11 protein-coding genes, 1 tRNA gene and 1 pseudogene are annotated in these 12,341 nt (G+C 68.3%); 10 read left to right on the top strand and 3 right to left on the bottom strand.

What is annotated here, in order from left to right; translation table 11 throughout:
* The first annotated feature begins 654 nt into the window (after positions 1-654).
* Entirely contained in the window at positions 655-1,635 is a 981-nt protein-coding gene (locus tag ACRAWC_RS00965; RefSeq protein WP_431346068.1) for a tyrosine-type recombinase/integrase, read from the top strand.
* A 229-nt stretch (positions 1,636-1,864) separates the two neighbouring features.
* Here the strand turns inward: ACRAWC_RS00965 and ACRAWC_RS00960 are convergent, their stop codons facing one another.
* The 3 genes from ACRAWC_RS00960 to ACRAWC_RS00950 all read right to left on the bottom strand — a co-directional run bounded on the left by ACRAWC_RS00960 (position 1,865) and on the right by ACRAWC_RS00950 (position 3,302).
* Positions 1,865-2,281 carry a hypothetical protein gene (locus tag ACRAWC_RS00960; protein WP_431346067.1) on the bottom strand — a complete coding sequence of 139 codons (417 nt, stop codon included), beginning with the start codon at positions 2,279-2,281 and terminating at the stop codon, positions 1,865-1,867.
* A 253-nt stretch (positions 2,282-2,534) separates the two neighbouring features.
* Positions 2,535-3,002 (bottom strand): hypothetical protein, encoded by a 468-nt coding sequence (locus ACRAWC_RS00955; protein ID WP_431346066.1) that lies wholly within the window; start codon positions 3,000-3,002, stop codon positions 2,535-2,537.
* A 227-nt stretch (positions 3,003-3,229) separates the two neighbouring features.
* Positions 3,230-3,302 (bottom strand) — tRNA-Lys (locus tag ACRAWC_RS00950).
* A 122-nt stretch (positions 3,303-3,424) separates the two neighbouring features.
* Between ACRAWC_RS00950 and ACRAWC_RS00945 the strand changes: the two genes are divergently transcribed.
* The 9 genes and pseudogenes from ACRAWC_RS00945 (at position 3,425) to ACRAWC_RS00905 (ending at position 12,334) form a co-directional block, all read left to right on the top strand.
* Complete coding sequence (locus ACRAWC_RS00945; protein WP_431346065.1) at positions 3,425-4,228, top strand: inositol monophosphatase family protein; 804 nt, start codon at positions 3,425-3,427, stop codon at positions 4,226-4,228.
* 130 nt (positions 4,229-4,358) lie between these two features.
* Entirely contained in the window at positions 4,359-5,234 is an 876-nt protein-coding gene (locus tag ACRAWC_RS00940; RefSeq protein WP_431346559.1) for an ABC transporter ATP-binding protein, read from the top strand.
* A gap of 2 nt (positions 5,235-5,236) precedes the next feature.
* A complete protein-coding gene (locus ACRAWC_RS00935) occupies positions 5,237-6,478 on the top strand; it encodes an ABC transporter permease (RefSeq protein ID WP_431346064.1) in 1,242 nt (413 codons plus the stop codon).
* Positions 6,478-7,463, top strand: a pseudogene (locus ACRAWC_RS00930) (NAD(P)H-quinone oxidoreductase). Before ACRAWC_RS00935 ends, ACRAWC_RS00930 begins: the two are co-directional and overlap by 1 nt.
* A 92-nt stretch (positions 7,464-7,555) precedes the next feature.
* Complete coding sequence (locus ACRAWC_RS00925; protein ID WP_431346063.1) at positions 7,556-8,569, top strand: adenosine deaminase; 1,014 nt, start codon at positions 7,556-7,558, stop codon at positions 8,567-8,569.
* Positions 8,557-9,306, top strand: coding sequence for an alpha/beta fold hydrolase (locus ACRAWC_RS00920; RefSeq protein WP_431346062.1), 750 nt, complete (start codon positions 8,557-8,559; stop codon positions 9,304-9,306). Before ACRAWC_RS00925 ends, ACRAWC_RS00920 begins: the two co-directional genes overlap by 13 nt.
* Positions 9,303-9,446: a hypothetical protein gene (locus tag ACRAWC_RS00915; RefSeq protein ID WP_431346061.1), complete on the top strand. Its 144-nt coding sequence runs from the start codon at positions 9,303-9,305 to the stop codon at positions 9,444-9,446. Before ACRAWC_RS00920 ends, ACRAWC_RS00915 begins: the two co-directional genes overlap by 4 nt.
* 124 nt (positions 9,447-9,570) lie before the next feature.
* On the top strand, positions 9,571-10,992 hold the full coding sequence (locus ACRAWC_RS00910) for an APC family permease (protein WP_431346060.1): 1,422 nt from the start codon (positions 9,571-9,573) through the stop codon (positions 10,990-10,992).
* Positions 10,993-11,122: 130 nt separating this feature from the next.
* On the top strand, positions 11,123-12,334 hold the full coding sequence (locus tag ACRAWC_RS00905; protein ID WP_431346059.1) for a toxic anion resistance protein: 1,212 nt from the start codon (positions 11,123-11,125) through the stop codon (positions 12,332-12,334).
* Positions 12,335-12,341: the final 7 nt, after the last annotated feature.

The following is a 12,341-nucleotide window of genomic DNA, read 5'->3' as shown; positions in this document are numbered from 1 at the left end:
AAGCCACCATCACGGACACGACGTCCAAGCGAGTTAACACCGTCCAACGTCGCGTTTTCGGAGTGGAATCCGAGCACAGCCACCCCCAGTTCGTCCGCTCTCCGTCTAGCCTGCGGGAGCACGCCCCCTGGCACGAAGATCAGCGCTTGCCGACCATCAGGGTGTGCAACGGTCGCCACCCGTTCCACGAACTCGACATCGAGATTCCCCCTGCGGTTGTCAACCCAACCCAGATAGCGAGAGCTGTAGAGGTCACATGCTCGACGAGCCTCACCGGCAGCGATCACGGTGTCGCTCGCTCCGAGGTAGATCATCCACCGAAAACACAGCTCTACGGCTTCGACATCGTTCGCGCCCCAGCGCATCGGTTCCGGGCGACGCTTGTCCATTTCCACGGCTCCAGACTGCACCCGACTGCCGAGATCGCCGCAATGTATGTCGGTACTGGGAGTTAGGTTCACTGCCATGGGGAGCATTACTCCATACGAGACATCGTCCGGTCGCCGATATCGCGTCAGATATCGGAAGCCCGACCACTCGCAAACCGACAAGCGTGGCTTTCGGACGAAACGCGACGCGGAGCTCTTCCTGGCCTCGATCGAGGTCCGGAAAGCGACCGGGGCGTACATCGACCCGTCGCTGAGCCGAGTCACGGTGGCGTCACTGTCCCGCGCGTTCCTCGCGAAGAAGGAACGAGCACTCAAGCCGTCCTCGTTCGCACCTTTGGCCGCAGCCTGGAGGGTTCACGTCGAGCCGCGCTGGGGCAAGGTGGAGATCCGAGCCATTCGCCCCTCAGATGTCGAGGAGTGGGTGCGTCAGCTCGGATTGGGGATCGCCGAGAATGCCGGGCGACGCAAGATAGCCGACGCTACGCCGCGGTCAGCCACGGTCGTCATTCGCGCAGTAGGCGTGCTCGCAGGTATCCTCGACACCGCGGTCAAGGACGGACGAATCCCGAAGAACCCGGCACGCGGGATCGACAACCTCCCACGAAAGAGCTCTGAGAAGCCACGTGTGTACCTCTCACACACGCAAGTCGCGGCCCTGGTGCGCAGCATTGAGGAGGACAACCTGGCGCTTCTGGTGCTTCTTCTGGCGTACACCGGTTTGCGCTGGGGTGAAGCGATCGCTCTTCGCCCACGAGATGTCGACTTCGATCGTCATCGGATCTCGATTGTGCGCTCCGCAACGCAGGTCGACGGCTACGTGATCCTCGGGACGCCGAAGAGCTGGGAGCGTCGATCAGTTCCGCTGCCGACGATCGTCGGTGGACCGATCCAGGATGCGATCGCGGGCAAGTCGAAAGACAGCCTGATCTTCGAGCGCCGCCATGGCGGGTTCCTGGGCCGCCCGCACCATCGAGAGAACAACCCATCCTGGTTCGCGATCGCATTGGCAGACGCCGGCCTCGACTACATGACCCCACACGACCTGCGCCACACTGCCGCGAGCTTGGCGGTCAGCGCCGGCGCCAACATCAAGGTGCTGCAGAAGATGCTCGGTCATAAGAGCGCCGCCATGACCCTCGACGTCTACGCGGATCTATTCGACGAGGATCTCGACATGGTCGCCGTGCGGCTTGACGAGGCGGCCGCAAAGCTGGCCACCAATCCTTGGAACAGGCCATCGAGTTAGCCACTCGTCACAGAGAATTCCGGCCACCAAACACTCCCAATCGCCTCGACGGAGGCGCCAAGAACGCCACGCTCCGCGAGCTGGTCCCTACAAATGCCCGGACCGATCGTCGGAGACTCGTTCAACTACAGGTTCGCGGTCGCCGAGCAACACCGCCGCAACGCCGGAGCCCAATTCACCGATTACTGGCCAAGCGAATGGATCGCCGCTACCGGGGCCGAACAAGCGTTCAGCCCACGCCTGGCGCGATCTTCATCGCATCCGAAAGCCGCGTCGCGAGCGCTCGCACGTCGGTATCTCTCCACGTCAACGACCGCTTGCCATCGTCCGAAACCGGCACGATCGGAAGCTCCGTGAACCCAACGCCCGTCCGCACCCTCAAGACAATCGCCAGTGCCACTTGCGGATAAGGCGGCGAAGACCGCGTCTCAGCAACCGAAACGGCCTGAACGCTAGATACCGGAAGGTCCCACAGCGAGGTCTGCTTGCGCATGCCGACGAAACTCAGCCGTCCCGCATCAACCACGACCGCGAATCCAGACGGCAGGCGGGGTCCACCCAAAGACCTCACCGCATGCACCGTGGTTGGAAACCGGACTGCACGAACCGTCGTACCAGCCGGGAACGGAGCCATCAAATCAGACACTCTCGGATCCTAACGTCGCGCCTCAGCCGCGAATATGCCACCGCTCAATACGGCTAAACAGCGCTGATTGTGCCGAGCGTATTTTGCTAGGAGGTGCCCGTTGGCGCCAATTCCGGGTCATGCGTTCGAACGAGTGCGATCTGCAGGACGAAGTTAGATCTCCTCCTCCAGCCCGAACGCGAGAAGCGACCATGGAGCACAACAGCGCGGATCCACACCGGCCACTGAGTGCGCGGCTCTTCCCCTTCCGAATTCATGCTGGACGTAATCCAGCAGATCTCGACCATAGACGATGACGTCCGTCTGCCAGACAGAGAAGACCCGGCGAACTCGCGCCGGCTGGCGACGCGGGCATATAGCGGTGACCATACAATGGGACGAGGGTGGGCCATTTCGCAATCTGCTCGCGGGCGCGTCGCAACCGCTCAGGCCGGCTGTGGGGAGCGTTACCCCACGACGGCGGCCAGAAGGCGTTTTCTTCGACGTCGAACACGACGCCCTCGGTGGGCCAGGAGAGAGCATCATCGATGGTCCCGGCGTTGCCGCGCCAATCGATCCATCCCTCACCCTCCGGAACCGCAATCGACAAGAAGTCGCGATGATCCGGACTGAAGTCGAAACCGAATCGGGCTTCGACCGCCGAGAGCTCCAGAGCTGTAAGTCCCGGACTGAGCCGAACGCGCCGCGATCTGAGTAGCTCAACACTCTCGGCTGCGATCATGCACGCAGCCTACCGATCCGGGCATGAAAGCGGCGCGAGCGCTGCGGCATCGAAGGCCTCTAAGCGTCAGCGACTGCATCTAGGGCGAAGCTACGACACTCGGCTCACTGAGATGTGGGCAAAATGTGGGCAAACGACCCAATCTCGCGTCGCCTCCGTAAACGAAGAAGCCCCCGATCCCAGTGTTTCCAAGGGATCGGGGGCTTCTCGCCACCTGCGGTGTGGGGTGCGCCCCCAGGGACTTGAACCCTGAACCCATTGATTAAGAGTCAATTGCTCTGCCGATTGAGCTAGAGGCGCATTCGCTCCGGTTTCCCGGACCGAGGCTCAACATTAGCATCCGAGTCGGGCGCGACGCCAATCGGGGCGAGCACCTCCCGCAGTCCGGGCGTGTCCTCGCGCCGGGCCGCTAGGCTCCTCGCGTGAACGACGCACGCGACACCGCCCCGCAGCTCTCCGACGACCTGGCGCTCGCGCTGAGGCTCGCCGACCTCGCCGACTCGATCTCCTCCGCGCATTTCCGGGAGCGCGGCCTCCACATCGACACGAAACCCGATCGCACGTTCGTCACGGAAGCCGACCTGGCCGTCGAGCGGGCCATTCGGGAGGCGCTCGCCGCCGAACGGCCGGGCGATGGCATCCTCGGCGAGGAGTACGGCACGGAGGGCGACGCCGCACGGCAATGGATCATCGATCCGATCGACGGCACCTCCAACTATCTGCGCGGCGTCCCGGTGTGGGGCACGCTCATCGCACTCGCCGAGAACGGCAAGCCGGTCGTCGGCGTGGTCAGCTCCCCCGCGCTCGGCAAGCGCTGGTGGGCGGCGGCCGGCACGGGAGCGTGGACGACCGACGCGACGGGCGCCGAGCCGCGGCGGATGCGGGTGTCCGGGGTCGACGACCTCGCGAACGCGTCGATCAGCTTCCAGAGCATCGCGCAGTGGGATCAGGCCGGCTACCTCGACCGCCTCGTCGCCCTCACCAGGCGGGTGTGGCGGGACCGCGCGTACGGCGACATGTGGGCGTACATGCTGCTCGCGGACGGCCTGCTGGACGCGGTCGGTGAGTTCGATGTCAAGACGTACGACCTGGCGGCGCTCATCCCGATCGTGGAGGAGGCGGGCGGCACGTTCACCTCGGTGAACGGTGAGCCCGGGCCGTCGCACGGCTCGTCACTCGCGTCGAACGGCCTGCTCCACACGGCCCTGCTCGACGCGCTCGCGTAGCCGAGCGGGCAACGCCGGACAACACTTTCATAGGATCCGAATCCCGCGACCGCGGCACCCTCCACCCAATAGGCTCGATCGTGTGAACACCCACCCCGACGAGCCCCTAGTGCACATCGCCGGCTTCCGCATGGACTTCGGGCGGACCACTGTCATCCGCGACCTCTCCTTCGACATCGTCCGCGGCGAGACCTTCGGCTTCCTCGGCAGCAACGGGTCGGGCAAGACCACGACCATCCGCGCGCTGCTCGGCATCTACCAGCCGACCGCTGGCGTCCTACACATCGACGGCAAGGACTTCTCCCCGGAGGCCGGGGAGCGGCTCGGCTACCTCCCCGAGGAGCGCGGCCTCTACAAGAAGGAATCCGTCATCGACGTGATGGTCTACTTCGGCCGGCTGAAGGGTCTGGGCGCCGAGAAGGCGCGGCGCTGGTCGAGCGAGTACCTCGAGCGCGTCGGCATCGGCGACAAGGAGAAGGTCCGGCTCGACAAGCTCTCGGGCGGCCAGCAGCAGAAGGTGCAGCTCGGCGTCACGATCATGAACCAGCCCGAGCTGCTCATCCTCGACGAGCCGACGAAGGGCTTCGACCCGGTCAACCGGCGTCTCCTCATGGACATCATCGACGACCAGAAGCGCGCCGGCTCCACCGTGATGATGGTGACCCACCAGATGGAGGAGCTCGAGCGGCTCTGCGACCGCGTCATCCTCCTCAAGGACGGCGTCTCGCGCGCCTACGGCACGGTCTCCGAGGTGCAGGAGCAGTTCGGCGGCACGGTCGTCCACGTGGACCACGACGGCACGATCCCCGCCTCCCCCGCCTACCGCATCGCGAAGGACGAGGACGGCCGCGCCGAGCTGGAGGTCGCGAACGACGCCGACACCGCCGCGATCCTGCGCGGCCTGGTGGACGCCGGCCTCCACATCACGCGCTTCGCCCCCACCCGCAAATCCCTGGACGACATCTTCGTCGAGGTCTACGGCGCCGAGAGCCGCCAGGAGGACTGAGCATGGCCCGCCACAACCTCGCCACCGTCATCGGGTTCGAGTTCACCCGCACGATCAAGAAGCGCAGCTTCTGGGCCGTGACGCTCATCCTGCCGATCCTGGTCTTCGGGCTGGGGGCGCTCGTCATCTCGGCGAACGTCTCCAGCGCCAACACTGCCGACCGGCAGAAGAACGAGCGCTTCGACTTCCTCTACGTCGACGCGTCCGGCCTGGTCGACCCTGCCGTCGCGGCCGGGTACGGCGGCAAGGAGGTCGCGAGCAGCTCCGCGGGCGTCGAGGAGGTGCAGATCGGCGGCACTCCGGCCTTCTTCGACTACCCGGCCGACCCGTCCAAGCAGACGATCAAGGTCTACGGCGCCGACGCCGGCGTCTTCTCCAACAGCAAGTACTCCGCCGTCGCCCAGTCGCTCCTGGCGACGAGTGTGGAGCAGAAGCTGAACAGCCCGGTCGACGTCGCGATCCTGCGCGGAGAGACGAACACCTCCACCACCACGTTCAAGGACGGCGCGATCGCGCCCGGCTTCCAGGGCATCGTGCCGCCGCTGATCTTCCTGGCCGCATTCTTCGTCGTGATCGTCTTCCTCGGCAACCAGATGCTCAACTCGACGCTGGAGGAGAAGGAGAACCGGGTCACGGAGATGATCCTGACGACGATCAACCCGACGAACCTCCTGGTCGGCAAGGTGGTGTCGCTGTTCGCGGTCGGCATCATCCAGATCGCGGTGTTCGCGTTGCCGGTCGTGATCGGCTACCTGTTCTTCCGCGACCAGCTCGCCATCCCGAACTTCGACCTGAGCTCGCTGGTGTTCGATCCGCAGAAGATGATCGTCGGCGCACTGATCACGATCGGCGGGTTCGCACTGTTCACCGGGACGCTCGTCGCCGTCGGCGCGGTGATGCCGACCGCGAAGGACGCCGCACCGTTCTTCTCGGTCGTCATTTTCGCCGTCGTCATCCCGATCTACGCGTCCAGCTATGCGGTCAGCACACCGGAGGCGCCGATCGTGCAGGTCCTGGCGTTCTTCCCGTACACGGCGCCGATCACCGCGCTCATCCTCAACGCGTTCGGGTCGCTGCCGCTCTGGCAGGCGATCGTGATCATCGTCGAGCTGTTCGCTCTCTCGTACGTCGTGCTCCGGCTGGCGGTGCGGCTGTTCCGCTACGGATCGATCGAGTATTCGAGCAAGGTGCGCATCCGGGATGTGCTGGGGCGCAAGCCCGCAGCGGGATCGGCGGTCCGCTGATGCGCGCCGTTGTCGTGCCGCAGCCGGGCGACGCGGAGGTGCTCACCGTCGCCGATGTCCCCGAACCCCAGCCCGGGCCCGGCGAGGTCCGCATCCGGGTGATCGCGGCCGGGCTGAACGGCGCCGACCTCAGCCAGCGCCGCGGCTTCTACCCTCGCCGCCCGGCGCCCCGGAGTGGCCCGGCCTCGAGGTGTCCGGCGTCATCGAGGCGGTCGGCGCAGAGGTCGAGTCCGGGCGCTGGAGCGAGGGCGAGCTGGTCTGCGCGCTGCTGCCCGGCGGCGGCTACGCCGAGTACGTCACGGTGGACGCCGGGCTCGTGCTCCCGATCCCACCCGGTGTGGACCCCGTGGAGGCCGCCGGGCTTCCCGAGGTCGCCGCGACGGTCTGGTCGAACGTGTTCGACCTCGGCGCGCTCGCACCCGGCGAGACCCTGCTGGTCCACGGCGGCTCCAGCGGCATCGGCAGCATGGCCATCCAGCTCGCGCACGCGCTGGGCTCGCCGGTGATCGCGACCGCGGGGAGCCCTGAGAAGGCCGCTTTCTGCCGCGGCCTCGGCGCGGACGCCGCCGTCGACTACCGCACCGACGACTTCGTGGAAGCGGTGCGCGCCTTCACCGACGGCCGCGGCGCCGACGTCGTCCTCGACATCGTCGGCGGCGCGTACATCGCCCGAGACCTGGAGGCCCTCGCGACCGGCGGCCGCATCATGTCGATCGCGGTGCGCGACCGCACCCCGGCAACGGTGGACATGGGTCTCCTGATGCGCAAGCGCGCCCGCCTCCAGGGCACGACGCTGCGCGCGCGCCCGCTCGCCGAACGGGTAGCCGTCATCGCCGCCGTGCGCGAGCACGTCTGGCCGCTGCTGGAGTCCGGCGAGGTGCACCCGGTCATCGACTCGGTGTTCCCGCTGGCGGACGCGCCCCAGGCGCACCGGAGGATGGAATCGTCCGCGCACCTCGGGAAGATCCTGCTGCGCGTCTCCTGACCCCCGCATCCACCGCGGCCGCGAGCGGTGTCGTGGAGGATGAGTCGGCGGACGACGACCACCCGTCCCGCGTTCGGTGGGAGGATCGAACCATGACCACGCCGCCCTCCGACGACGCCCTGCTCACCGTGCCGAAGGCTGAGCTCCACCTCCACATCGAGGGCACCCTCGAACCCGACCTGGCGTTCGAGCTGGCCGGGCGCAACGGGGTGGACCTGCCGTACGCCTCCGTCGAGGAGCTCGCCGCACAGTACGACTTCTCCGACCTGCAGTCGTTCCTCGACCTGTACTACGCGACGATGGCCGTGCTGCGCACAGAGGACGACTTCGCCGAGCTCACCCGGCGTTACCTCCGCACGGCCGCCGCGGAGGGCGTTCGGCACGCCGAGCTGTTCTTCGACCCGCAGGCGCACGTGTCTCGCGGCGTCCCGATCGAGGCGGTCGTGGACGGGATCAGCGCGGCGCTGGCGGAGGCCGAGCGCGACGCCGGGATGTCGGGCGGCCTCATCCTGTGCTTCCTGCGCGACCAGCCGGTGGAGTCCGCCGACGCCATCCTCTCGGCCGCGCTCACCCGGCCCGAGCGGCTGCTCGGGGTCGGGCTGGACTCGGCCGAGGTCGGCTATCCGCCTGAGTTGTTCACCGACGTGTTCGCGCGGGCGAAGGATGCGGGGCTGCACGCGGTGGCGCACGCGGGCGAGGAGGGGCCGCCCTCGTACATCGTGCAGGCGCTCGACCTGCTCGGCGTGGAGCGCGTCGACCACGGCATCCGGGCGGCCGAGGATCCGGAGCTGATGGCGCGCCTGGCCGCCGACGGCATCCCGCTGACCGTGTGCCCGCTCTCCAATGTCCGCTTGCGCACCGTCCCCGACCTGAGCGCCCACCCGCTGCTGCGGCTGGACGCCGCCGGTGTCCGCGTCACCGTGAACTCGGACGACCCTGCCTACTTCGGCGGCTACATCGGCGACAACTACCTCGCGATCCGGGACGCCCTCGGGGTCACGACCGAGCAGGCCGAGCGGTTCGCGCGCACCTCCATCGACGCCTCGTTCGCGACCGCCGAGCGGAAGGCCGAACTGCAGGCCGAGGTCGACGCGTGGCGGAGCTGACCGGAGGCCGGGTCGGGAGCATCACCCGGCCGGACGGCCGCGCGGTGCGGTTCTTCGACACCGCAGACGCGCGAGCCGCAGCCGCCCCGGTAGACGCGAACGCCGCAGTGGATGCCGGCGCCCCCGTCGTGGTCTGGCACCACGGCACCCCGCAGACCGGGGCCGTCATCCAGCCGGTCGCGGAGGCGGCCGCCGCCCGCGGCCTCCGGGTCGTCTCGGTCGCCCGGCCCGGCTACCCGGGCTCCGACGCCCTGACCGGGCGCACCGTCGCCGACGCGGCCGCCGATGTGCTCGCCGTCCTCGACGCGCTCGGTGTCGACCGCTTCGCCACGCTCGGCGCCTCCGGCGGCGGCCCGCACGCGCTCGCCTGCGCGGCGCTCGCCCCGGCACGGGTGTCCGCGGTCGTGTCCTTCGCCGCGATCGCTCCGTACGGAGGCGACATCGGCTGGTTCGCCGGGATGGCGGACCCGGGCGGCCTGCGCGCCGCGCTCGCCGGCCGGGACGCCCGCGCGGCGTATGCCGAGATCGCCGAGTTCGAACCGGAGTCGTTCACCGACCGCGACTACGAGACCCTGCAGGGGGCGTGGGCCGCGCTCGGAGCCGACGCCGGAGCCGGTGCGGCCGAGGGGCCGGCGGGCGAAGTGGACGACGACCTCGCCTACGTCGCCCCGTGGGGTGTGGAGCTCGGCGCCGTGACCGCCCCGACCCTCCTCGTGCAGGGGGACGCGACCGCGTGATCCCCGCCACGCACGCCGGCTGGATGCTGGAACGGCTCCGCCGCGGCGAGCTCTGGCTCCGGCCGCGCGAAGGTCACGTCTCGGTGCTGACGGCGCTCCCCGTAGCGTTGGACTGGGTGGTCGCGACCTCCGCCCACTGATCGAGGCGCTCACCTTTCTGTGGGTCCTTTCAGAAAAGCGCTCTTCTCCTGCTAGGGTCGCGGGACGTCGATCGGCTGGGCCGCTACAGGGCACGCGCCGTCGACGTTCTGCGAAGGAGAGCCCATGACGACGACGTCCACTGCGCCCGCACCCGCGCCCGCGCGCTCCGGCACACTGCGCCGCAACCTGGGGCTGTGGGCCATCGTCGGCCTCGGCCTCGGGTACATGACGCCGACCGTCGTCTTCGACACCTTCGGCATCGTCTCCGACGAGACCAGCGGCGCCGTCCCCGCTGCCTACCTCGTCGCGCTCATCGTGATGATGTTCACCGCGGTCAGCTACGGCGCGATGGCCGGCGCCATCCCGAGCGCCGGGTCGGCGTACACCTACGTGCGGGAGTCCCTCCACCCGAACCTCGGCTTCATGGTCGGCTGGACGTCCCTCATCGACTACGTGCTGCTGCCGATGGTGAACTGCCTGATCATCCGGCTCTACCTGGAGCAGGTCTTCCCGGGCGTCCCCGGCTGGATCTGGGTCGTGCTCTACTGCGCGGCCGTCACGACGCTCATCTTCTTCACGATGCGCGGCACCTCGAACATCAACATGATCCTGCTCGTGTTCGCCGTCGTCGTGATGACGGTCTTCGTCGCGATGGTGGTCGCCCAGCTCGCGAACGGCGCGGGCGACGGAACGGTCGCCTCGGTCAAGCCCTTCTTCCACGACGGCGTCACGCTGTCGGCGGTGCTCACCGGGGCGACGGTCGTCTGCTTCTCGTTCATCGGCTTCGACGCGGTGACCATGTACGCCGAGGAGGCCACGAGCCCGAAGGTCATGCCGCGGGCGATCCTGCTGACGGTGGTGATCGGCGGGGCGATCTTCCTCGTCGCCGGGTTCTTCACGCAGCTCCGGTTCCCGACGAACGCGCCGTTCGGCGAGTTCACCGACGACCCGCTCCCCCAGATCGGCCTCATCGTCGGCGGCCCGGTCTTCCAGGCGATCTTCGTCTCGGCCGGGTTCGCGGCGACGCTCGCCTCCGGCCTGGCGTCGCACGCGTCGGTGTCGCGGATGCTGCTGGTGATGGGTCGCAACAACGTCCTCCCCCGCCGGTTCTTCGCCTACATCGATCCCAAGACACACACGCCGACGCTGAACATCGTGCTGGTGGGTGCGATCTGCCTGCTCGCGATGTCGTTCTCGCTGGAGCTGATCTCGGCCTTCATCAACTTCGGCGCGCTGATCGCCTTCACCTTCGTGAACGTCTCGGTGATCGCGTGGTTCGCGATCCGCCAGGGCCGGCGCAGGACGTTCGGCGACATTGTGCGCTTCATCGTCCTCCCCGGGATCGGCATGCTGCTCACCGGGATCCTGTGGGCGAATCTGCACGCGGACGCGCTGATCGGCGGCCTGATCTGGACGGCGATCGGCTTCGCGTACCTGCTCGTGCTCACACGCGGCTTCCGCCGCCGCGCGGCCGCGTTCGACGAGAACCAGCCGGTCACCGGGTTCACGGCGGCGGTCGGGGAGGACCGGGAGCCGTCGGCGTAGGACGGCCCGCACGCACCTGCGAGTCACCCGAACCGCGCGCCCCCACCGCACTGTTCGTTCTAGTGTTGGCTCAAGTGTCTTGTCGTCGGGCGCCGCACCGTTTCGCGCCCGACCCCGGGGAGGAGAACCGATGTCCGAGCTCGACCTCAACCAGCCGTTGACGCCTCCGGATCAGCCGGCGGCCGGGGTGAGCCTCACGCCGCCCGCCGCGGTGCCGGAGGTCGGCGGCGACCAGGCCGTCGGGATGGTGGCCGTGCCGGCCGACAAGCGGGCCGAACTCGCGGCCAAGGCGGACGAGTTCGTCGCCGGGCTCGCCGGGGTGGAGCCGGGCAGTCCCGAGTTCACGCGTCGTGTCGACGAGATCGCGCGGATGGGCGTGCAGGAGATCCGGTCCTCCTCCGAGGTGTCCAACCGCATGCTGCAGCGCCCGGAGTCCTCACTCGCCGCGGCCCGCGGTCGCGGCGGCCCGTCCGACCCGCAGACGCAGGTGGCGCAGACGCTGCAGCAGCTGCGCACGACGATCACCGACCTCGACCCCGGTCACGCGAACCTCGCCGGCTCCAAAGGCTTCTTCGGGAAACTGCCGGGCGGCAAGTCGCTGATGCGCTACTTCGAGCGGTACCAGCCGGCGCAGAAGCAGCTCGACGCGATCATCACCGCGCTCATCTCCGGCCAGGACGCCCTCCTCAAGGACAACGCCGCCATCGACCTGGAGCGCACCAACCTGTGGGCGACGATGGGCAAGCTCGGCGAGTACACCACGCTCGCGAAGGCCCTCGACGACTCGATCGAGGCGCGCGCCGCAGAGCTTCGCGCGACCGACCCGCGCCGTGCCGACGCGCTGGTCGCCGACGCGCTGTTCCCCATCCGACAGCGCCGCCAGGACCTGACGACGCAAATCGCCGTCTCCGTGCAGGGCTACCTCGCGCTCGACGCCATCCGCAAGAACAACCTGGAGCTGATCAAGGGCGTCGAGCGCGCCCGCACGACCACGGTCGCGGCGCTCCGCACCGCGATCATCGTCGCGCAGGCGCTCGGCAACCAGGAGCTGGTGCTCGACCAGATCAGCGCGCTCAACGACGCGACGAACTCCATGATCGACCGCACCGGCGAACTGCTGCGCCAGCAGACGGCGCGCGTCCACGAGGACGCCGTATCCACCGGCGTCAGCCTGGAGACGCTGCAGCACGCCTTCGACAACGTGTTCGCGACGATGGACTCCATCGACAGCTACCGCGTGAAGGCGGTCGAGAGCATGGCGAAGACGGTGGACGCGCTCGAGCAGCAGGTGTCCCGCTCCCGCAGCTACCTGGAGCGGTCGCACTCGAACACGAGCGGTTGACGCGGCG

The organism is Leifsonia sp. L25 (assembly GCF_050632895.1).
Note: the sequence above shows the minus strand (reverse complement) of the source record. Positions and strands in the feature narration are given on the sequence as shown.

Bases quoted from the DNA above. Each gene is read 5' to 3' on its own strand.
- ACRAWC_RS00955 (WP_431346066.1), bottom strand. From the start codon at position 3,002: ATGATCGCAGCCGAGAGTGTTGAGCTACTCAGATCGCGGCGCGTTCGG.
- ACRAWC_RS00940 (WP_431346559.1), top strand. From the start codon at position 4,359: ATGGACTTCGGGCGGACCACTGTCATCCGCGACCTCTCCTTCGACATC.
- ACRAWC_RS00935 (WP_431346064.1), top strand. From the start codon at position 5,237: ATGGCCCGCCACAACCTCGCCACCGTCATCGGGTTCGAGTTCACCCGC.
- ACRAWC_RS00925 (WP_431346063.1), top strand. From the start codon at position 7,556: ATGACCACGCCGCCCTCCGACGACGCCCTGCTCACCGTGCCGAAGGCT.
- ACRAWC_RS00910 (WP_431346060.1), top strand. From the start codon at position 9,571: ATGACGACGACGTCCACTGCGCCCGCACCCGCGCCCGCGCGCTCCGGC.
- ACRAWC_RS00905 (WP_431346059.1), top strand. From the start codon at position 11,123: ATGTCCGAGCTCGACCTCAACCAGCCGTTGACGCCTCCGGATCAGCCG.